Source organism: Pseudoalteromonas sp. BSi20495 (assembly GCF_000241185.1).
Lineage (GTDB): Bacteria > Pseudomonadota > Gammaproteobacteria > Enterobacterales > Alteromonadaceae > Pseudoalteromonas > Pseudoalteromonas fuliginea.
Genome location: NZ_BADY01000026.1, coordinates 97,551 through 119,221, shown reverse-complemented (window position 1 = coordinate 119,221; position 21,671 = coordinate 97,551). Strand labels below are relative to the sequence as shown.

The window sequence follows — 21,671 nt, the reverse complement described above, 5'->3', positions numbered from 1 at the left end:
TTCGGTACTATGAGTCAATTGGTTTGATAACGCTTCCAAATAGAAAAGGTAGCTACCGTATTTATAGTAATCATGATGTTATGGTTATAAGTATGATTTGTCGTGCTAAAACCCTTGGGTTTAGCCTCGGTGAAATCAAGGATATAGTGTCTAAAAAAACGGAGGAAAAGAAACTTCCTATTGATTTGATTCACCTACTTATAGATAAAAAAATATCACTTTTAAAACGAGAGATTGACGAGATTTTGCTGAAAAATGAGAATTTGAAGCAATTTAAAATAGATTTAGTTAAAGAATTCACTTGACCTTCCCCTCAAGGGAAAGGCTTACAGTTAACTGATAATTAACTCATAGGATGATTTATAGTGAAAAAGCTGAATTTAGAAAACACAAATATATTAATTACGGGCGCATCTTCAGGCATCGGCAAAGAGTTTGCTAAACAACTCGCTAGCAAAGGAGCTAATTTAATCCTAACAGCCAGAACGCATAGCGATCTAATAAGTTTAGCGCAAGAGTTAGAGCGTGAACATAGGAACATTTGGATTAAAACTATTCCCGCCGATTTAAGTGAACTAAATGGCCCTAAAAAATTATTTGAACAAATAAATGATTTAGGCTTGTCAGTTGATTATTTGATTAATAATGCTGGTTTTGGAAAATTTTGTGAGTTTTCTGGTGAGAGTTTTGAAACTTATCATAAAATGTTGATGTTAAATGTTAATGCATTAGTTGAACTTACTCATTTATGTTTGCCTGCAATGGTAAATAAAAATAGCGGCGGAATTATTAATGTAGCATCTATTGGTTCTTTTCAACCTTTACCATACCAGACTGTTTATGGTGCATCTAAAGCTTTTGTATTAAGTTTTTCAGAGGCTCTTACCGGAGAATTATTAGATAAGAATATTCGCGTCATGGCCTTGTGCCCCGGTACTACAGAGTCTCGTTTTATGGAAAATGCTAATGCTGATACATCCAATATGAACTTGGCTCCTGCAAGCAAGGTAGTTAAATCTGCGCTCGCGGCTTACGAAAAAAATAGAATGTATACAGTATCGGGTAAGATTAATTACGTAGTCTCTTTAATACCTCGATTATTTTCACGTAAAAGGACAGTCAAAATAGTTGTTAGCATGTTTAAGGACAATGTACTGGGAAAAAGCTTAGTTTAAGGTTCATATAAGGACATGCCTTGAGGTGGACAGCAAGCACTAAAACTCACTTTCCACCGCAAATTTTAATAGTGGTGAACCCTTGCTTTTCAATACAGTTAAGTAAGTTGATTTATCGTAGGGCGTATGTGTTTTTAAACACCTAAACAGTATTCGTATCCACTTAAATGCTAATGTTCTGATGATGCTATTATGGGGTTTTCCTTTACTTCTTGCTGCCAACTATCGTGGCTAAGTAACGATAGTTGGCAGCAAAATGAATAACGCACAGATTATTACTTTGTAAAGACGCTCAATTGTTCTTCAAGCCAAAGCATAAATGCACTTACGCGCTTGGGTAGATGGTGCCTATTTGGGTACAAAATATTGATTGGTAGGTCGGGCATCGCGTATTGAGGCAAAACTTGTATAAGTTCGCCAGATTCAAGGTATTTACTTATACCGTGAATAGGTGATTGAATAAGCCCGAAACCACTCAGTACTGCGCTTAAATATGCCTCTGAGGAGTTAACAGTAAGCTGGCTTTTCATCGTTATTGATTGCAATTGATTATTGCTATCTAAATATTCGAAACCCGGATCAGGGATACCAAGTGTTTGACTGTAGCGAACAATGTAATGATTTTTTAAATCGTTAAGAGTTTTAGGTAAACCATGATTTTTTACATAATAACGGCTTACGCAATTTAAAACTTTAAAGCTGCCCAAACGTCGTGCAATTAACGATGAGTCGGTAAGTTCGCCCACTCTTACTACGCAATCAAATCCTTCTTTAATGACATCTACTCGTCTATCGGAGCTGCCAAGTTCTATTTCAAGATTTGGGTGCATTTTTAAAAACGAACTTAAGTTTGGAATGATGGTATCTCGACTAACAGCTTGTGGCATATCTACACGTATTCGGCCTGTTAAACCTTTATCCTCACTTACAAATAAATTTTTTAAATCGTCAGCGTCGCTGATAATTCCTAGTGCACGTTGATAAAATAGCTCACCGTCTGAAGTCATATTTACAGTGCGTGTAGTACGGTGTAATAAACGCGTATTTAATGTACTTTCAAGCATGGTTACTGCTTGCGATACACTTGACTTAGGAAGATTTAAGCTTGTTGCTGCTTTAGAAAAACTACTGAGTTGCGCTACTTTAATAAAAATACGTATTGCGTTTAGGTCTTTCATAACACTGTTTATTGTTCGTTTATTTTGAACAGTGTAACTCTTTTCAGCCTGTTTATCTTTGTTGCTTGAAAAAATATACTGGCTTGGAAGTTATTTAACTCCCCGCTTTTATTTTCAACAGGATATAACAATGAACAAACGAATTGCAGTGATCACCGGTGGTAATCGTGGGCTTGGTAAAAGCACGGTGCTTTGCCTTGCAAAGCAAAATATCGATTGCATTTTTACTTACCGTCGTCATGAAAAAGAAGCAAAAGAGGTTGTAAAGCAAGTACAGGAGCTAGGCTCTAAAGCGGTTGCATTGCAATTAGATGTAAGTGATATGCTCGGCTTTGAGGATTTTGCACAACAACTACAAAATGTCCTGCAGACTCATTGGCAACAAAGTGAGTTTGATTACTTAATTAATAATGCAGGGGTGGGGCTTACTAGCAGTTTTGCAGACACAAGTGAATCAACTTTTGATACGTTAATAAATATTAACTTAAGGGGAGTATTTTTTGTTACCCAAACATTGTTGCCCTTTATAAAAAACGGTGGTCGTATTATTAATTTATCAAGTGGTTTAACGCGTTTTTCATTACCCGGTCATATTACTTATGCAATGACCAAAGGTGCAATAGAAGTAATGACAAGGTATTTAGCTCAAGAACTTGCACCTAAAAATATTACGGTAAATGTTGTAGCCCCTGGTGCAATTGAAACCGACTTTGGTAATGGCGTCGTTCGTGATAACGATGAAGTAAATGCGTTTATTACATCACAAACGGCAATGGGCAGAGTTGGTGTAACAGACGATATAGGGCCTATGATTGCTAACTTATTAGCGGACGAAAACCGTTGGATGACAGGCCAACGACTTGAGGTATCGGGCGGTATGTATATGTAATCATACCAACCGGCATGAATCTTTGAGCAATTTAGTGAATTAAATTTCACTATAGCGTCGTCTAAATTTTTCTTTAGAACAACTATGTACAAAAATTTTTGCCCAGCTCTAGCGTAATTTTCTTAACGTTAAATAGTCCCCATATATAAACAGATTGGTATCACTTATTAAAAAATTATGACTTTAGACAATAAAAAACCGCTCGGTGAGCGGTTTTTTTGCATTTTTTACTAAAGGAAATTTAGTTAGAACGTGTAACGAGCACCAATTGAGTAACGAGGACCGTATTGATTAGCAAATAAGAACTGCTCTTCGTAACGTCCGTAACCTTCTTCGGTTGCATTATTTAAGTTTATGCCATCAAAAAATACCGTTACGTTTTCGTTTACATCGTAGTTAACGCTCATATCCCATTGGCCATACGCTTTAGCATATTGCGGAGGCGCATCAGCTGAACCTTGCGCTTGGCCTACACCAATTAGGTATGAGTCGCGCCATGCATAAGTAATTTTAACTGATAGGCCGTCTTTTTCGTAAAAGCCTTGGAAGTTAGCTGAGTCACTTAAGCCTGTAAGTGGTGCTTGTTGATCAAGGCTTTCGCTATCAAATTCAACGTCGCCATCTACAAACGTCGCGTTAACACCAACACCAAAACCGGTTTCACCAATTAAGTGTTGAACAGCTACTTCAAAACCATCTACCGATTTACTGTCGGTGTTTTGTGGTTGGCTAATATTCCATGTAATTAGCGGATCGTCGCTGTTTGGCTCAATAACGCCATTTGCATTGCCGTAACCGCTGGCAATCATTTGTGCAAAAATAGCGTCGGTTGTTGCTTGCTCGCCACGTGATTCAATATCGCTTACGGCTTGTAAGTAACGAGGGCCGTTTAAAACATCGTACAAGCCATCAATAGTGGTTTGCGTAATGGTGGTTTGAATAAAGTTATCAACATCTTTTTTAAAGTAACCAACAGACGCGTAGCTGCCTTCTGCGTAGTAATACTCAAATGATAAATCAAGGTTTGTTGATTCAAATGGCAATAAGTTTGTATTACCTTGACTACCTGTGCGAGAACCTGGTTTTGGGCTGCCTGTTAAGCTGCGGCCACCGGCTAAATTACCTAGTGGTGCACGCGACATTGTTTTACCCCAAGATACGCGGGCTACTACGTCTTCAGTTAAATCAACACTTACGTCGATTGAAGGCAGTAAAACATCGTAATCACCTTGTTGCTCTAAGAAGTTATCATCGCCGCCAGCAGCGTATTGCATGATCCACTCAGAAGCGCTGATCCAATTAACTTGATCTTCAACGCGTTGACGTACAGTACTGGTTACGTCTGTTTGCTCATAGCGTAGGCCTGCATTTACTTTTACGTAGTAGTTACTTACGTCAAATTCCCAGCTTGATTGAACATAAAAGCTATTAGTGATTTCTTCTACGTAACTTTCGCTGTCAATACCATCCATATAGGCATTAGCTGCGTATGCATCTGAGCCTGTTACATCTGCTGTTAAATAAGCAATTTGGCGTGCAACAGCTTCATCAAAGTCATACGTGTAGTAGTAATTAGGTTGTAAGTCGCTACCGCCGCCAGCAAATTGATCTAAAAGACCCGATGTATCGTGACGGGTAAACATGCTATCTGGGAATATTTCTGTATACGACGGGTTAAAACCAGGGCCACCTACTAAACCACTCCACGCGGTGTAACCACCAGTGTTTTGCTCAGTACGTGATGCGCCAAATTTAACTTTAACTAAACCAATGTCGTAGCTTTCGTTATACCACGTAGTATGTAGTTGTAACTGTTCAATGTTTGACTCACCCGGTGAGTGAGTAAACTGACTAAAGTTTGAGTCAATTTCGCCTGATGTTAGTTCGCTTGTGCCGTTTAACCAGTTAACTTGAGCACTTGGAATATCGCCTGTGCGGTAATCGTAAATTTTATTAGCAAGCTGATCTGAGCCCAAAATCACTTGGCCGGTACTGCCTAGCCCGTCATCGGCGCCGTTGTCAGTCTCATTTTTAGAGTCGTGGTAATCAAGCTCTACGTGCCATGTGTCGTTAATTTCCCAATCTAGGTTTAAACCAAGTGAGCGTGCTTTTACTTCTGTAGTACCTTTATTGGCTGTGAATGACGCATCGTTACCGCTAATATCAGCATAAACAGCTGTACCATTTTCATCTAGTTCGTAGCCATTAATATTGCTACCAAAGTCGTTCCAAATACCCCAACCAATACTCTGAGAACCTGTTACAGCTTTACTTGCAGTGTAATCAAGTGTTGCTACAAAGCCATCTACCGGTGCGTATTGAAAGGTAACTTGTCCGTTTGTACGTTCACGTTCTACATCTTCAATAGAGTAGTTCATATCTTTAGGGAAGTAGTAGTTACCTGCAGGGTCTGTGCGGTTATCGACTACGTTGCTGCTATCTAATTCAGGTAAGTCTACGTTTGCCTGCCAGCCTTGAATATTGGCACTTTGTTTTTGAAAGTCACGCTCTTGGTGCGAAAATGAAAAACCAAAACCAAAAGTGTCATCTACAAAAGTATTGCTGTAAACAGTAGAAAACTCTGGTGTTACGTCATCGCCAGCTTCGTTTGACGAGTCGTGGTTTGCTTTAACGGTTGCTGAAAAGTTTTGACCCGGCTTTTGAAAAGGGCGTGCAGTAGAAATATTTACCGTTGCACCTAAACCACCGCTTGGTACGTCTGCACGTGCTGTTTTAAATACTTCAAGCGCACTTACGCCTTCAGAGGCGATGTTTTCAAGGTTATACGAACGTGTATAACCTGTGCCCGGCATTTGGCGACCATTTAAGGTAATTAAGTTAAACTCAGGACCAAAACCACGTACTGTAATTTGGCTACCTTCACCGTTTGCGCGACTAACCGATACACCGGTAATACGTTGTAATGATTCTGCTAAGTTGGTATCTGGGAATTTACCCATTTCTTCAGATGAAATGGCATCTACAATGCCAGAAGAGTCGCGTTTCATATCCATAGAACGAATAAGTGAACCACGAATACCTTTTACTTCAATAACTTCTACATCAGGTGAAACGTTTGTTTGTGCTTCTGCCGCAATAGCTGTGTTTAATGTGCTCGCAGCAATGATGAGAGACACAGAAGCCGCAAGTTGGCTCTTTTTAAAATTGAATGTGTTCATAATAGCTCTGCTTTATAAAATGTTGTTCAAGAGTGAAGGTGCTGTGTAATACCAATTTTATTAAAAATATGATCATTCTATCGCATTAAATAACTCACTAACTGCGTTAAAAATTATTTATATAGAACAACTATATGTCACAATTTTCGCCTTGTTATTGTGCTATTTTCTTAGCGCTATAATAGGTCTCTTGTTTAATGCAATTGGTATAAACACCTAAATTTTTGTCAGTGAAATCTTAATTATGGGTTTGAAACTGTCACATTATCAACACGATATGTTGCGCCAGCCCCTTGGCCCCAATTAGGAAAAATCATTAATACATCTATTGCACTTACATCTAAACCGGCAGCTGATAAATCAGAAAGCGTATAAGTATATGTTTGCCATTCGTTTAAAACAGGGGCAATGCCTTCAACACTTTCAGTAAGTGCAAGCTCTACAGCAGAATCACCTTCGTTTGACTCAACTTTGAAAAACCATGGAGCATCGGGTGTGCTTGGCATACTTGTTACTTTCATATCGAATGTAATTTGACCAACCGTTATGATAGCGCTTGCATCAAATGCTTCGCCGCTCCCGCCAACAGATGTACGGCTATTAAAGCCCATTACAGTAGGCGTATCGTTTATTGTAAACTCTGCAGTTATACCATGTTGTTCATCATCCATTGCTTCCACTGGCGTAGAGCCGCTACAGCAGTCCCACATTGGCCAATCAAGATTTTGGGTATCAGAGAACACATCAAGTTCTGGGAAATCTTGAGTTATTTTTACATCATCAACTCTATAAACAGCACCGTTACCAGTGCCCCATGCAGGGAAAATCATAACTACATCAATAGCACTAATATCTAAGTTTGCTGCAACAAGATCCGATAATTTAAATGTGTATATTTGCCATTGGCCTACAACAGGCGCAATACCTTCAACGCTTTGGGTAATAGGCAATTCGGCTGCAGTAGGGGCATCTCCTGCGCTTTCAAGCTTTATAACCCAGGTAGAGTTTGGGTCCGCTGGAGCACTCATTACTTTCATCTTAAATTGAAAGTATCCTTCTGCTAGAAGTGGCGTTGCATCAAATGGAGAGGCAACACCTGACTCATCAGTAATATTCTCAGTTCTTGAAATAAAGCCGTTTACCGTTGGGTTTTCACCAACACTAAATTCAACAGTATTACCTTGCTGTTCATCAACAACTATTGCAGGAGTTGAACCTCCGCAACAATCCCATGCAGGCCAATTAATATTAAAAGAATCACCAAATATGGTTAATGGAGTAACTCCTCCAGCTATAGGAACTGGTGCCTCACCCTCAAGTAAGGCATCGTCTAGGCTATCGTAACCTGGACGCACGGTTTCACAGCCTTTACCTGTATCAGGATCTGATGCACATTGATAAACACGCACGTAATCAATAGCAAAGGTTTGACCGTTTTCAAATGCGCTAGCGTCTACACCTAAATCATTAACGTTTTCAGGCCAGTCGCCGCCTACTGCTAGGTTTAGCAATAAGTGAAAGTCTTTATCAAATGGTGCGCTATCCCAATGCGTTGTAAGTTCGCCAGAACCTTGTTCAAAGTATTCTGCAAACCAACCTCGATGTTTTAAGCCCGCAGGCTCATTTTTGGAATTATATAAAACCTCAGATTGACGCTGAGTTGCATAAAGGTAGCCATCTACGTACCAGCGAATTTCACCTTCTTGCCATTCAACAGCATACGTGTGGAAATCATCTGCTGGATTAGTATCTTCAGGGAATTTGTATTCTTGCCCTGTGTAGCTGTTATCTGGCCACGCGCGTCCGTAATGAAGGGTGCCGTGGATACTAGACTCTATCCCGCCATCTTCATCCGGTGTTTTAAGGTTTACTGATTCTAAAACATCTATTTCACCAGAACGAGGCCAAGTGCCGTAAACTTCATCTGTTGGCAGCATCCAAAATGCTGGCCAGCTACCTTGTCCTGATGGAAGTTTGGCGCGCACTTCAAAGCGACCATATGTAAAGTCGGCGTTGTAACGCGTATTTAAGCGCGCTGAAGTGTAAGGTTTTTCTGCACCTTCTTCAGCGGGTAGGGCAACAATGTTTAACACACCGTCTGCAATAAATGCATTTTGCTCGCTGTCGGTGTAACACTGTTTCTCGTTGTTACCACCGCCATTGCAGTTTAATTCATAGTTCCATTTGTTTGTATCAATGGCTGAGCCTTCAAACTCGTCGCTCCAAACCATTTGCCAATCTGATACTGGCTCAGAGGCATCTACATTTTCAAAATTTGATTTAGTGGCAGAGTCGCCACCACAGCCAGCTAACGTAACTAAAGAGATAGCGGTAAGTAAACGTGTAATGTGCGTTGTTTCAATGTTCATAACTGAACCCCGGTTTCAACAGATTATTGTCAGATTAATTGTTTTTTGAGCTTTGTTTTTCATGTTGTAAGCGCTTACATTTTAGGTTGTGTTTTGTAAGCGCTTACAAATGATATTGTGGAGTGACGAATTGGTCAACTTATTTGTCTAATTTATTTACAATTAGTTTACGGTAAGGCCTATGCAAAAAATCTAATTAACTTGAACTGAGATTAATGAATATCATTGTTGGTTAACCCAAGGCCCACTATAAACCTTGTTTTTATCGCTATAACACTGCAAAGCTTTTCTTTTTACTGTACTGGGCTCTTCCCTAGACAATACTCTTGTTATAGACAGCGCTTGCAGAGCTAAAGTTGTATTGTTCAGAGCTTGTTTACTAGAAGCGCCAACCCACATTATTGTTTCCTCATTCCCTTGAATAAGCACTTCAATACGTTGTGGTTGGCCCTCAAAATCGGCGCGTTGAATAAGGTAGTCTTTGTTTTTAGTAATACTTCCTACACTGGTGATATTAAATAGTGGAGTTTGAGTAGGGTTTAGTATGTAAATTATGACCTGATGGTGCTGAATTTGTAAAACAACTGACTGGGAAATTTTATTTTCTAATGTTAGGTGATACCAACCTCTATTAATAAGGCCAAGATAGTGTTGGTATTTTTCAACTATATATCGTTTTCCGCCTGTAACAATATGTCGAATAGGTAGATTCGGGCTAGGAGATTCTATTGCCGTGCTGATTAAAAAACACTCTATTTGTCCACCGTTACCACTGGTAATCGACAGCGAAATTGTCGATGTATCGTTACCTGAAACTAAAATTAGTGATGCATCGCCTTGTTTGTTTTCTGAGCCTGGAATTGTCATTTTTTTTGGCGCTTGCTGATTACTCCAATTTACATCTAGGAAAACGTTTCTGTCATTTTTGGACGTATTGTATATAAGTACACAGTAAATACGTTTAGGAAATAAAGAAGTACAGGTTATAGTTTGTCCTTCACAGAGCTCTACTCTCTCTCCTATACTCCAGCTATTTGAATTTTCTGGGTTACTTATTGCCTTGCTATAAAAAGAGGGAATGAGGGTAGATGTAAATAAGCTTAAGGAAAGTTTAATAAACGTTCTTCGTGCTTTAAGTTTTTGATTACTGTGTAATGGTTCAGGAGAAGATGTTTTAAATTTCATATTATTCATCGACTCCTGTTACATTAAAGCTAACTTAAATGTACTGAGCAACTATGGTTGAGTCAGACGAATTTTGCTGACTATCAGCATTCATCCATACTTTTTGCTGACCATTACCTTGGCCTTGGTAAGTGATCGTTTGTGGTTGCCCTTGTGGTTTAACAACTTCATAGCTTGAACCTTCAGCTACAGTACCTGTAGGTACGATTATATTACTTGGGTCGCCCACAGGGTTATTTATAAATACTTTTGCATGGTTCTCTGAAAACTGAACAGAGATAAATTGAGTTTGTGGACTATTGAGCGTCAACTGATACCAACGTGACTCCGGTACTGCGTAGTATCTAGCGCGTTTATTAAATTGTTGCAGCTCACCATTGAATGGTAATTGCATGTTTTCGATGCCTGATGTATTGGTTGGCATACCAACACTACCGATCCATGCATCAATTTTTGCACCACTTTGATGGCTCACAATCGACACATTAGCGGTTTGTGTATCGTTTCCTGAAATAAGGGCTAAAGCCGCTAGACCATTATTTCCTGTTGTTCCTGGGACATTGACAGTCTTAGGGGGGTGGCCGTTACCTATATTTACGGTCACTGGGATATTTTGGTCTTCCCCTGAAGCATTATATAAAAATACAGCGTAAAGCTGTCCTGCCTTTAGGTTTTCGCACTGCGCTGTATCGCCACCTGTAAGTTGAATAGAACGTCCGTCATTCCAAGTAATTGTACTCATAGCTCTTATCTCCAATATAATAAATTAAAGTTCTAAGTACCAAAGTGAGCAATCGTTGCTCAATACATCAGGTTCGATAAGAGTAGTTCTATTTAGCAATAATAATTATTACACTTTATTACGTTCGTTTTAGAAGGTTGAATTTTAATATTTTATAGCCCTAATAAAATATGAGTGTTGCCATTATTTGCCTTTTTATTCAATAATATGTTTAGTAAAGTCATTTTAATTCGATTGTAGGGTGCAATCGTTTATTTGTTGATTATTAAGTAGAGCTCACTTATTTTTAAATGGCATGATCAATAAACCCCACAATGAGGCATTTTGCTTTTGGCTTGGGTATTCTTTTAAGCCAATATTTATATCTGCGTCGGCTTTTTTTGCTTTATCTTTGTAGCTACCAAATAATTTATCCCACCAAATTACACTAAAACCATAGTTTGAGTTAGTTTCACTAACCACTTGGCTATGGTGAATTCGATGCAATATTTGCGTCATTAATATTAAACGCAGTGGTTTTTCAATGGCATTAGGTAGGCGTATATTTGCATGATTAAATAGTGCTAAACCATTAAGTGCTATTTCAAAAATAAGTACCGCAATAGCAGGTACGCCAAGAGCTGTTACTGCAATGAGTTTTATAAGTATGCTCAGTACAATTTCGATAGGGTGAAAGCGCAAGCCCGTACTTGTATCAACATGCGCATCGGCGTGGTGAACGCGGTGCAAGCGCCATAAAATAGGCACTTGATGAAATAATCTATGCTGCCAATAAATTAATATATCGAGTAAAAGTATGCTCAATATAATAATTAAACTGCTTGGTAGGGCTATTTGATTAAATAAGCCAATGCCGTGCTCTTGATTGTAAAGTGCAACAGCGGTTAACCCAATGGGTACAACTAAGCGTGCAATAAGCGACGAGGCAAACACTAACCCAAAATTAGCAAACCAACGTGTACTGCTTTTAATAGGTGCTTGGCGAGCTGGCTTTTGCCATTCAAGCAGCATCATTATAATTAAAATGCTAAAAAAGCAGCCGAGTCGCCACCATACTTCATTAGTCATTTATTACCTCAGAATTTGCACTGTTAGGCACGTTTTCAGCTGCTTTGTTAGCATCGGCTTCTTGTTGCTTAAGCGTGTGATAACCGCCATGTATACGGGTAAAAATAGTTATGCCACACGCAATAGCAAAAATGCTCGCCATAACCGCAAAGTGCTGCGGCCAAATACAAAATGCAATAAATAGCGCTATTGTTTCAGTGCCTTCGGTTAAGCCGTTTAAGTAGTAAAAGCTTTTATATTTAAATTGCGGTTTTTCGAGTTTAAATTTTTCGGCGGCAATCGCAAAAGCTAAAAAGCTTGAGCCCGTACCAATAAAAGTGGCAAGTAATAACGATCCCGCTATCGCGTTTTGCTCAGGGTTTGCCAAAATAAAGCCAAGCGGAATAGCCGCGTAAAATAAAAAGTCGAGTGTGATATCTAAAAAGCCACCTGCGCTTGAACTTTGGTTTGCATAACGTGCTAATGCGCCATCAAGTCCATCTAAAATTCGATTTAAAGCAATGGCAACTAATGCCTCGTACCACATTTCAAATGCCAGTAATGGCACGGCTAATAAGCCAACTAAAAAGCCAACCACGGTTAGCTGATCGGCAGTTATGCCGCGTTTATGCATAAGCATAACTACAGGTGTTAAAAGTGGCTTAATTACAGGGGTGATAAATTTGTCTAGCATGTTTGTTGCCTTATGCGTATTAAAGCCACGAATTAAAGTGCGCTATTTAAAGTAATGAGTTTGCCATTTGCAGCGTCGGCGTCGCTATGGTCATGAGTTACCATAATTGCAGGTAGCTTATGATCGCGTATTTGGCTAAACACGAGTTCGCGTGTATCAATACGCAGTTGGGTGTCGAGTTTGCTAAAGGGTTCGTCGAGTAAAATGGCTTTAGGTTCGCTCAGCAGCATACGTAATAATGCAACACGGGCTTGCTGCCCGCCCGATAAGTTATCGGGGTGTCGATTACCCATGTCTTTAAGACCTACTTGCTCAAGTGCGTGTGCTATTTTTTCAAGGCGTTGTTTTTTATTACCTTTAGGCATTGCAAAGGCAATGTTACCAGCAACAGTTAAATGTGAAAACAATAAAGCGTCTTGATAAAGCACTCCAATATGGCGCAAGTGTGGAGGGGTGTTATCGATATTTTGACCATTAAGCCATACCTCTCCATTGGCCTTAAAGCTACTTGGTAAAGTACCCGTAAGCCAATTTAATAAGCTTGATTTACCACTGCCTGATGGGCCCATAATAGTCAGAATTTCACCGCCATTAACTTGCTCGTTTAAGCTAAGTAGCAGCTCATTTTGGCGATAAAGCTGACAATTTTTAATCTGTAACGATGACTGCATTAAAAAACCTTAACCCTGATTGATAGTGTTAAACATGGGTGCTTTAAATATGTGCACTTTTAAACTTGCGTACTTTAAACACGTGCACTTTTGAAAAAATATTTAGGTAAACCCCATGCCAGTATAAATCCAATAAGTGGCAACGCCATTTGCATAATAGCGTACACGGCACTGGTGCGTCTGCTTGCGCCATTGGCAAGCGTAACAGCTTCGGTTGTTATTGTGGCTATGCGCCCGCCGCCAGCTAAAAGCGTGGGGAGGTATTGTCCAAAACTAATTGCTAAGCCCAGTGCGGCTGCAATTAAAATAGGGGCAAACAACTGAGGTAGTTTTACTTTAAAAAACACCTTGCATGGCGCTGCGCCTAGGCATGCTGCAACATGAGCAAAACGAGGATCTAAGCGCCTATAACTGCTCGCAAGTGACAAAAACACATAAGGCAACACAAACAGTAAATGCGTAAGTACCACATTAAAAAATGCGGCTTGGTTATTTACCAATTGTTGTATCCATACTAGCCCAAACAAAAAGGCAATACTGGGTACTAATAACGGTAAGTAAATAATTAAACTGGTAAAACGAGAAATAGGTTTGTCACTCAACTGCTCTGATTCTAAACACAATAGAGTAAGAATAATGGCAAATAGTGTGGTTACTAAACCGATTGCTAGCGTATTAAAAAGCGGGCTGCCCATTTGCATTAGCGCACTTTTAAAATGCAGTAGCGTAAATTGCTCAGGCATTGCATCTGGAAAACGCCAAAAACCTGCAACCGACCACATAACTAAACCAATAAGTGACAACAGTATAAAGCTAATTACTAATGTGGTGAGTACTACCGTTATTTTTTGCCAATAAAATCCGCCGTATTCGCGCACTCCATTAGTGAGGGAGTCGCTAAATAGCACTTTTACGGCCTTTTCTGCGCCAAGCCAAAGCGCTAACAAACCGCCTGTAACAGCCAGCTGTAATAAAGCACCCGCTGAGGCTTTAATGCGCAGGTTTAAATCAACATCGTTAAACCAATGCATTATTGCAACCGCCAACGTGGGTGGTGTATTTGGGCCTAATATAAGAGGCATTTCTACACTGGCACTTGCATAGGCAAGCACGGCTAAAAGCGGCAAACGCAACAGCGGATAAAGACTTGGCAGTATTACTTTAAAAAAAGCGGTCATTGGGCAATAACCCAAGTTAAGCGCAACCTTATGTTGTTGGCGTAATTTTTTGCCAAGCTCAGGTTGAGCAAGTACGCCCAGTGCCATTAGTAATAAAAAGGGAAGCTCTTTGAGTGTTAAGCCTAAAATAATACTAATACCGAACGAGTCATGTGGAAACATGCCGTTTGGCGCAAGTTCCCAGCCGCTTAACCAAGGCGAGGCTAAGCGTGAAATCATACCTGAAGGGGCAATTAAAAACCCTACTGCAATAGCCGCTGCGGCATGAGGTATCACTAATATAGGGCTCAATAAACGCTGAATTCGGTTAAGCCACGGGCTATTAAAAAACGCAGCTAAAATCATTAAGGTAATGATAAATGCAAGCAAGGTACTTATTAAGCCCGTTGCAACGCTTAAGGTAACCATTTGGGTAAGGCCGGGTGTTTGCCAAAGGGCATGAAAACCTTGCAAGCTAAGCGTTGTTTGCTCAAGTACGGGCGCATAACCAAAGGCAGGCAGCAATACGCTAATTAAGCCACCAAGTACGGGTAGTATAAGTAAAGCGAGTAAAAATCGCGGGCTAAATTTTACAATGCGCGTAAACATATCGGTGCTGCACTGCGTTGTTGCTTTGGTATTTACTGGTACACTTTTTGAAATAACGCTCATTGGCTTACTCCATAACGGGTTTGCCAACCTTGCATAATGGCGTTTACCCAGCTTGGATGAGGTTCGCTCAATGTGCGTTTAATACTGTTTAAAGGCAGTGCACTTGGATGCGGTTTAGCCGTTTTAAATAAGGCTTGCTGATCGGGCGTTAACGTTGATTGAATAAGTACGCTTTTATCGCCCCATATATGCGCTTTTTGTTTTTGGGCTTGCGCCTCAGGGCTGAGTAAAAAATTAGCCACTAATTGCGCACTTTGCTGGTGGCTTGCATTGTAAGGGATTGCCACAAAATGGGTATTACTTAAACTGCCATCACTCATTGCATAGCTGCGAATGCTGTTTGGTAAGTCATAGCGTTTTACAGCTGCCGGTACTTCAGGTGCTGAAAAAGTAAAGGCTAAACTCAACTCTGTATCGTCCACAAGGCGGCGCATTTGAGCACCACTTTGCATAAAATGAGTGCCACCACGCCAAAGCGTTGGGTGTAGTTTATCTAAAAAGTCCCACAGTGGGTTTAACACTTGCGCTGTGTTTTTAGTTGTAGCTGGTTGGTTTAGCTGCGCTTTAATATTTTCGCTGCTTTGCTGATGCAGTACAACTAAGGCGTATTTTAAAAAGCTCATACCTAAAAAGTCAGGCGGCTTTGGGTAGCTAAAGCGACCAAGGTTTTGCGCGCTCCAGTTTAATAATTCGTTTAATGTCGTCGGCAATTTATTGTTTGCCTTACCATTTATTACAATGCTGTCGTAATAAAACGTAAGTGACGCTTGCCCCCATGGCGCTTCCATGCCATTGGTAGGTAAACCAAAATCAAAGGTTACAGCAGGGTTATTAGCAGCATCGGTTAATGCAAAGTAGGGGAGTTTACTCGCCCATTTTTTTAAAAGAAGAGAATGCTCACTCATGGTGGCAAAGTTAGCCCCGTTGATCCACATTAAATCTACGCTGCCTTGGCTGTTGTTGTTTGCTGATTTTTCGGCAAGTACACGGCTTACCGCTTCGCTGGTGTCGCTTAGTTTTACATGCACTAAGTTAATGTTGTACTTAGTTTTAACTTGCTGCGCAGCCCATTGAATATACGCATTTATTTGTGCGTCGCCGCCCCATGCATAAAAGTATACATCTTGATTACTACCAAGTGCTTGAACTTGTTGCCATCGAGATTGCTGCTGTGTGTGTATTACCAAATCACTTTTATTATTTGCAGTAATAACGGTATTAGCAAACACAGTGCTCGAAAAAACAGCTGAATTTGCGATTGTACAAACGTAAAACGCGACACAGCAAAAGCTGTATCGCGCCTGTGTTTGCCAAAACTTAATGGCGAACATTTAAATCCCAGTTGTAGTCTAAAAATTTAACTTCCATGTCATCATTTTTAAGTGCTTTTTGCTGAGCTGGTATCAGTTTAAGTGCATCGCTGTATTGCAAGAAAAACTGCTGTAGCGTGTTTGCACCTCGAAAGCCTTTTTCAAAGTCATCGCCGTACCACTTAAATATTGAAGAGAGGCTTAGCGTATTTTCTTGGGCCATATTACGTGTCATATCTGATAAAAAGCGCACCGTTTGCTCTTGCAATTGGCTCTCTAAATCAGTGGCTGTATACGCTTCTTCTCGAAGTGCAGGGCAACCAATACTCGCGCAATTTACTGCAAAGTGAATGCGTGGGTCGTTGTATTTCCCGCTGCCACGTATTAAACCGTGCTCTATATCATCAAGGCTGCGAGTTTTGCCAAGTAAAGGAATGAACTCTTTACTCCACGGTGAGCTAAAAAAACTCCCTAACTCTTTGATTGATTTAAGATCTGGATACTTAGTCAATATAAGTTCAACAGTCCATGCGTTATATGCATTGATTAAAAAAGCGAGTTGCTTAGGTTTTTCCCATGCGTCAAATTCGCTTTGCGTTACAGCCGTTAACGAATCTAAATACATTTTTAGCTGTGCATGCTCACGTTTTATGGCAGCGTAATCAACCTCAGTACTGTGATTATGGTTAATAGCGACAACATGCTTATTTAACAATGTATTCCAGCTATCGTGCATGTTTTGGGCTTGAGTCGAAAATGACGTTGCAAACGATGTTACAACTAAAGCCGAACCAAGTAGCAATGCTTTTAGAGGTGTTTTAAACATAATTAACCTCGACGCCAAGTGTGGTATTTTTCAAGCAAGTTAAGCACTTTTTCAGGTGCATGAGCGCGTTTCCACTCACCTGCTGCGTATTTATTACCTTCAGCCCAAGTAGGGTAGCTGTGTATAGTACCGAGTATTTTGTTAAGGCCTAAGCCGTGTTTCATTGCCAGTACAAACTCAGCAATTAAATCGCCAGCGTGTTCAGATACTACAGTAACACCCAATATTTTGTCTTTGCCTTTGGGTGTAATCACTTTAATAAAGCCTTTTGTAGCGCTGTCGGTAATTGCACGGTCTAGCTCTTCAAATTCAAAGCGAGTAATTTCGTAATCTATGCCTTTGTCTTTTGCGTCTTGCTCGTTTAAGCCAACACGTGCAACTTCTGGATCAATAAACGTAGTCCACGGAATAACACGGTAATCTACTTTAAACTTTTTAAGGTGACCAAATAAGCCATTTACCGCTGCGTACCAACCCTGATGAGCTGCCACGTGTGTAAACTGGTATGGACCTACAATATCGCCAGCTGCAAAAATATTTGGGTACAGTGTTTCTAGGTATTCGTTAGTTACTACTGTGCGGTTTGTTTCAATGCCTAGCTCTTCAAGACCGTAACCTTTAAGGCGCGCACTTCGACCAACGGCACATAGTAGCTCATCGTATTCAATATCTATTTCTTTGTCGTTATGTTTAACAACAATATATTTTTTACCATCGCGAGCTTCGCAACGTAATGCCTGATGCGATGTTAAAATATTAACGCCACTTTCGGTTAACGCTTCGTGAGCAAAAGTAGACACTTCAAGATCTTCTTTGATCATGATGCGTTCGCTCATTTCAATTTGCGTAACACTTGAACCTAAACGTGCAAAGCTTTGTGCTAATTCGCTACCAATTGGGCCACCACCAAGTACTACAAGTTTTTTAGGGGCTTCATCTAGCTCTGCAAATTTATTCCACAATGTATCGCTTGTTACATAGCCTGTTTCTTCAATACCAGGTAGTGGCGGTACAAATGGGCGTGCGCCAGTTGCAATAACAATGGTGCGTGCAGTTAATGTTTGCGTGCCGCCATCGTTAAGTTTAATTTCTACAGTCCACGGGTCGATTAATTTACCGTAACCTTTTACTACATCTACGCCTAGATTGGTGTAGCGCTCAACACTGTCGTGTGGTGCTACATCTGCAATTACTTTATGTACACGTGCCATTACTTTTTTGAACGAAAACTGTGGAGTTGTGTTTTCTAAACCATAGTTTTCACCGTGGCGAATTTGCTCTGCAATTTTAGCGCTTTTAATGACTGCTTTACTTGGAACACAACCGTAGTTTAAACAATCGCCGCCCATTTCGCCCGCTTCAATAAGGGTTACTTTTGCTTTAACCGCAGCAGCAATATAACTTGTTACTAAACCACCAGCGCCTGCACCAATAACAATCATGTTACGGTCGAATTTTTTAGGTTTAGTGTAGTTTTTGTATACGCGACGTTTTTTAAACACGTTTAAAATTCCTTTAGCAATGAATGGAAAAATACCCAATAAAGCGAATGATAAGATTAAGTTGAATGATAAAATTCCAGATAAGCTCTCTATTTGCGCCAGTTGCGTACCTGCATTAACAAATACAAACGTACCGGCTAGCATACCTGCTTGGCTTACCCAGTAATAAGTCCATGACTTTATTGAGGTAACACCCATTAGTAGGTTTATTAAAAAGAACGGAAACACCGGCACTAAACGAAGAGTAAATAAGTAAAATCCACCTTCTTTTTCAACGCCTGCATCAATTGCGGCTAAGCGCTCAGGAAAACGTTGTTTAATAGTGTCGCGTAGTAAGTAACGCGATACTAAAAAAGCAAGTGTAGCGCCAATAGTTGAGGCAAAAGATGCAACTAATAAACCCTCTACCAAGCCAAACAATGCACCTGCGGCAAGTGTTAAAATAGCGGCGCCCGGTAACGAGAGAGCTGTTACAACTACGTATAGTAAAAAGAACCCACCAATAACCAACAACGGTGACTGCTCTTTGTAATCGCTAAACTGATCCATTGACCCTTTTAAGCCATCAAGCGTAAGTAATTGGTGTAAGTCAAAATGAAAGAACAGGCCGACGGCGGCCGCTGCAATCAATAATAGAAATGTTTTTTTAATCATGTTCTCTCTCTTAAAAACTATGCGTAAGGGTTAACTTGGCGTTTATTGGCAACTCAGGAAAAGCTAAAGTTGCACCAAAGTAACCGCCTTCAAATACGGGGCGCCAGTTTTTTTGATTTGTGACGTTATTTACATCTAAACGTAATTTAGTACTAGGCGTAAAAGCATAGCTAGTATTTACGTTTAATGTGTACTGATCACGAATTTTTACCGTCGCTAAAAAGTCCAATGGGTAACTCTTTGTATATAGACCTGAAAAACCCGTTTGCCATTTCGAATTAATTGAATAATTTCCGTTAAAACTGAACGATTGCTCAGGAATGCCTTGAACTTGGCGATTAGAGCGTGCAAATGGTGTAAAGCTTGGGGCACCAACACCGGTGCCTGCGATAATATCTGGACGAGAGTTGTCAAATGCATCTGCTACTTGCGCTGAATCTTGACTGCTTGCAGAGTTGTCGTAACGTGCATCAATATAACTGTAGCCGGCACTTAACCAATAAGGGTAGGCATCGTAAAACACTTGGCCTTCAAACCCTTGTGTACGAATACCGGTATTGCTTCCATCGCGGTTACGTAAACTACGACGTTGGCTAAACAAAGCACCATCGGCGTACCAATCGCTGTCGGTTGGTGCGTATTTTAAACCAAACTCAACAAGGGTGTTTTCGGTAGCAAAATTTTGTGCACTGATTGTGTTGTCGCCACCCAGTGATGTACCGCCAGCCATGCTGTTTGATGTAGCTTCGTTATAACTTGCTGCACCGTAAGTGGTGTAATCATTATTTAGTTTGTAATTAAAGCTAACTTGACCCGATTGCAGCGTGTCATTAATGCTATCACTTGCTGCAACTTGACCTTGTGGTGCGATTGGGTCGCGCGCATCTACATCATAATAATCAACACGATAACCTACGCTTGTATGAAACTTATTTGTCCAATCTGAATCTTGCTGAATAGCAAGCCCAGTTTGCCATGAGCGAGAGTCCGTAGTGTCTGATAAGTTAAAGTCGCCGCTACCATCGTTATTAATATCGTACTGGCCACCAGGGGATACGAACACCCCCGGGCTAATTTCAATTAAACGCGCTTGTTGCGTATCGGTTAAAGGAATACGACGATTTGAAATTGGGCCAGTTAAATCAATAGGCAAGTCGGCTTCGGTAGTAAATTGGCTATAGCCGAATACGCGATTATAGCGCACATCAAATGCAAAAATTGTTTGCTGTTCATTGCTCCATTGGTAAGTCAATTCGGTACGATTTTGCGCGGTATCGGCACCGTCTATAATTTCAACAAAGCTGTTTTGTGCAATTTCTTCGCGTTGTAAGTGCTGAAAATACGTAATGTTTTTTATTGATGCATTGCTGGAAAGTTCACGCTTATAAATGCTGTGTAGTAAGTAAGTAGTAGCTTCGTTTTGGTTATCAGGATCGGTAAGTACCGTGCTGCGGTCTATTTTTACTTGTCCAGTAGGCGAAATGATAGACCCTGCTGCTGGTATTGTGCTGCCGTTTGCTTGTACGCCTTGGCCAGTAATGTATAAGCCATGATCTATGAGTGCTTGTGTTGGGCGGTTAATACCTGCGTTATCGGTAAATTCAACTTGGTACAACTCAAAGTTAAGATCCCAGCTGCTCTTGTCATCAGGTAATACCCGAAGGGCAGCAAATAGGCTGTCACTTTTAGTACCTGAAAAATCATAGTAACTGCCGTTATCTATGTGCTCAGCGCTTACTCTAAAGCCAACTTTGTCTTTTACAATCGGTGCGCTGTAATCGACCAAAACGCGGTATTGATCCCACCGGCCTGCGGATAAACTTGCTTTGCCTTTGCTTTCATCGGTAGATGCTTTTTTAGAATGTAGATTCACAAAGCCGCCGTTACGTTGACTTGAGCCAAATAGAACCGGCGGTGCGCCTTTTACAACATCAATTTGTTCTACTGCGTTGAACGATAACGGCACCCCAAAACCATTATTGCCAGCTTGGCGGCGTGTACCATCTTGAAAAAGCTCACCCAATTGTCCGCGAATTGTTGGCAAACTTGGTGCACCAAAGCCACTCGCTGAATAGGTATTAGGGCTTACTGCTAATACATCTTGTAGCGTAGTAATATTAAGTTGCTCTATTAACTCACTTGAAATTGGTGTTACCGAGCGGGCTATATCTTGTAGTGCTAAGTTATCACCAAACGGGCCATCTACAGTGGTATCTTTAACTGAAAGGCCTTGAGATTTAGTAATTTGGCCCGCCACTTCAATGTGCTCTATTACATCATTTTTTGTTATTTTTAATTCTTCAGCTGCAAATGAGTTAAGTGGTGTATTTAATATGGCGGCTAAGGATAAAGCCAAGTATGCGTGTTTCAAACGTTTTCTCTCTACGGTTATATGTTGATGTCGATAAAGACCGAAAGGTT

16 protein-coding genes and 1 pseudogene are annotated in these 21,671 nt (G+C 40.5%); 3 read left to right on the top strand and 14 right to left on the bottom strand.

The window, feature by feature from the left end; all coding sequences use genetic code 11:
• Both P20495_RS21265 and P20495_RS15735 read left to right on the top strand, forming a co-directional pair.
• Nucleotides 1–305 (top strand): MerR family transcriptional regulator (locus P20495_RS21265; protein ID WP_242401460.1); only part of this gene is annotated, 305 nt, incomplete at its 5' end.
• Between the two features lie 60 nt (nt 306–365).
• A complete protein-coding gene (locus P20495_RS15735) occupies nt 366–1,175 on the top strand; it encodes an SDR family oxidoreductase (RefSeq protein WP_007377192.1) in 810 nt (269 codons plus the stop codon).
• 39 nt (nt 1,176–1,214) lie between these two features.
• Here P20495_RS15735 and P20495_RS22420 read toward each other — a convergent pair.
• A pseudogene (locus P20495_RS22420) lies at nt 1,215–1,388 on the bottom strand (IS110 family transposase); the annotation flags it as partial.
• A gap of 62 nt (nt 1,389–1,450) precedes the next feature.
• On the bottom strand, nt 1,451–2,353 hold the full coding sequence (locus P20495_RS15740) for a LysR family transcriptional regulator (protein ID WP_008134514.1): 903 nt from the start codon (nt 2,351–2,353) through the stop codon (nt 1,451–1,453).
• Nucleotides 2,354–2,483: 130 nt separating this feature from the next.
• On the opposite strand from P20495_RS15740, the gene P20495_RS15745 reads away from it, so the two are divergent.
• A complete protein-coding gene (locus tag P20495_RS15745; RefSeq protein ID WP_007377195.1) occupies nt 2,484–3,242 on the top strand; it encodes an SDR family NAD(P)-dependent oxidoreductase in 759 nt (252 codons plus the stop codon).
• A gap of 245 nt (nt 3,243–3,487) precedes the next feature.
• Here P20495_RS15745 and P20495_RS15750 read toward each other — a convergent pair whose 3' ends face one another.
• The 12 genes from P20495_RS15750 to P20495_RS15805 all read right to left on the bottom strand — a co-directional run bounded on the left by P20495_RS15750 (nt 3,488) and on the right by P20495_RS15805 (nt 21,621).
• Entirely contained in the window at nt 3,488–6,421 is a 2,934-nt protein-coding gene (locus tag P20495_RS15750; protein ID WP_008134513.1) for a TonB-dependent receptor, read from the bottom strand.
• 242 nt (nt 6,422–6,663) lie between these two features.
• Complete coding sequence (locus P20495_RS15755) at nt 6,664–8,790, bottom strand: glycoside hydrolase family 16 protein (protein ID WP_008134511.1); 2,127 nt, start codon at nt 8,788–8,790, stop codon at nt 6,664–6,666.
• A gap of 222 nt (nt 8,791–9,012) precedes the next feature.
• On the bottom strand, nt 9,013–9,984 hold the full coding sequence (locus P20495_RS15760; RefSeq protein WP_008134510.1) for a hypothetical protein: 972 nt from the start codon (nt 9,982–9,984) through the stop codon (nt 9,013–9,015).
• Nucleotides 9,985–10,009: 25 nt separating this feature from the next.
• Complete coding sequence (locus P20495_RS15765) at nt 10,010–10,717, bottom strand: hypothetical protein (RefSeq protein WP_007377199.1); 708 nt, start codon at nt 10,715–10,717, stop codon at nt 10,010–10,012.
• Between the two features lie 276 nt (nt 10,718–10,993).
• Nucleotides 10,994–11,785: a sterol desaturase family protein gene (locus P20495_RS15770; protein WP_008134509.1), complete on the bottom strand. Its 792-nt coding sequence runs from the start codon at nt 11,783–11,785 to the stop codon at nt 10,994–10,996.
• Nucleotides 11,778–12,458 (bottom strand): CDP-alcohol phosphatidyltransferase family protein, encoded by a 681-nt coding sequence (locus P20495_RS15775; RefSeq protein ID WP_008134508.1) that lies wholly within the window; start codon nt 12,456–12,458, stop codon nt 11,778–11,780. Before P20495_RS15775 ends, P20495_RS15770 begins: the two co-directional genes overlap by 8 nt.
• Nucleotides 12,459–12,490: 32 nt before the next feature.
• Complete coding sequence (locus P20495_RS15780) at nt 12,491–13,129, bottom strand: ATP-binding cassette domain-containing protein (RefSeq protein WP_007377202.1); 639 nt, start codon at nt 13,127–13,129, stop codon at nt 12,491–12,493.
• 74 nt (nt 13,130–13,203) lie between these two features.
• Nucleotides 13,204–14,958, bottom strand: coding sequence for an ABC transporter permease (locus tag P20495_RS15785; protein ID WP_008134507.1), 1,755 nt, complete (start codon nt 14,956–14,958; stop codon nt 13,204–13,206).
• Nucleotides 14,955–16,289, bottom strand: a complete 1,335-nt coding sequence (locus P20495_RS15790) for an ABC transporter substrate-binding protein (protein WP_008134506.1) — start codon at nt 16,287–16,289, stop codon at nt 14,955–14,957. The genes P20495_RS15785 and P20495_RS15790 overlap by 4 nt, the downstream gene beginning before the upstream one ends.
• Nucleotides 16,276–17,094, bottom strand: coding sequence for a DUF547 domain-containing protein (locus P20495_RS15795; RefSeq protein ID WP_008134505.1), 819 nt, complete (start codon nt 17,092–17,094; stop codon nt 16,276–16,278). The genes P20495_RS15790 and P20495_RS15795 overlap by 14 nt, the downstream gene beginning before the upstream one ends.
• 2 nt (nt 17,095–17,096) lie before the next feature.
• Nucleotides 17,097–19,250, bottom strand: a complete 2,154-nt coding sequence (locus P20495_RS15800; protein ID WP_008134504.1) for an FAD-dependent oxidoreductase — start codon at nt 19,248–19,250, stop codon at nt 17,097–17,099.
• Nucleotides 19,251–19,260: 10 nt separating this feature from the next.
• On the bottom strand, nt 19,261–21,621 hold the full coding sequence (locus P20495_RS15805) for a TonB-dependent siderophore receptor (RefSeq protein WP_008134502.1): 2,361 nt from the start codon (nt 21,619–21,621) through the stop codon (nt 19,261–19,263).
• Nucleotides 21,622–21,671 lie beyond the last annotated feature (50 nt).

Excerpts from the sequence above, each read along its gene's own strand:
- P20495_RS15740 (WP_008134514.1), bottom strand. The coding sequence starts at position 2,353 with ATGAAAGACCTAAACGCAATACGTATTTTTATTAAAGTAGCGCAACTC.
- P20495_RS15745 (WP_007377195.1), top strand. The coding sequence starts at position 2,484 with ATGAACAAACGAATTGCAGTGATCACCGGTGGTAATCGTGGGCTTGGT.
- P20495_RS15750 (WP_008134513.1), bottom strand. The coding sequence starts at position 6,421 with ATGAACACATTCAATTTTAAAAAGAGCCAACTTGCGGCTTCTGTGTCT.
- P20495_RS15755 (WP_008134511.1), bottom strand. The coding sequence starts at position 8,790 with ATGAACATTGAAACAACGCACATTACACGTTTACTTACCGCTATCTCT.
- P20495_RS15760 (WP_008134510.1), bottom strand. The coding sequence starts at position 9,984 with ATGAATAATATGAAATTTAAAACATCTTCTCCTGAACCATTACACAGT.
- P20495_RS15765 (WP_007377199.1), bottom strand. The coding sequence starts at position 10,717 with ATGAGTACAATTACTTGGAATGACGGACGTTCTATTCAACTTACAGGT.
- P20495_RS15770 (WP_008134509.1), bottom strand. The coding sequence starts at position 11,785 with ATGACTAATGAAGTATGGTGGCGACTCGGCTGCTTTTTTAGCATTTTA.
- P20495_RS15775 (WP_008134508.1), bottom strand. The coding sequence starts at position 12,458 with ATGCTAGACAAATTTATCACCCCTGTAATTAAGCCACTTTTAACACCT.
- P20495_RS15780 (WP_007377202.1), bottom strand. The coding sequence starts at position 13,129 with ATGCAGTCATCGTTACAGATTAAAAATTGTCAGCTTTATCGCCAAAAT.
- P20495_RS15785 (WP_008134507.1), bottom strand. The coding sequence starts at position 14,958 with ATGAGCGTTATTTCAAAAAGTGTACCAGTAAATACCAAAGCAACAACG.
- P20495_RS15790 (WP_008134506.1), bottom strand. The coding sequence starts at position 16,289 with ATGTTCGCCATTAAGTTTTGGCAAACACAGGCGCGATACAGCTTTTGC.
- P20495_RS15795 (WP_008134505.1), bottom strand. The coding sequence starts at position 17,094 with ATGTTTAAAACACCTCTAAAAGCATTGCTACTTGGTTCGGCTTTAGTT.
- P20495_RS15800 (WP_008134504.1), bottom strand. The coding sequence starts at position 19,250 with ATGATTAAAAAAACATTTCTATTATTGATTGCAGCGGCCGCCGTCGGC.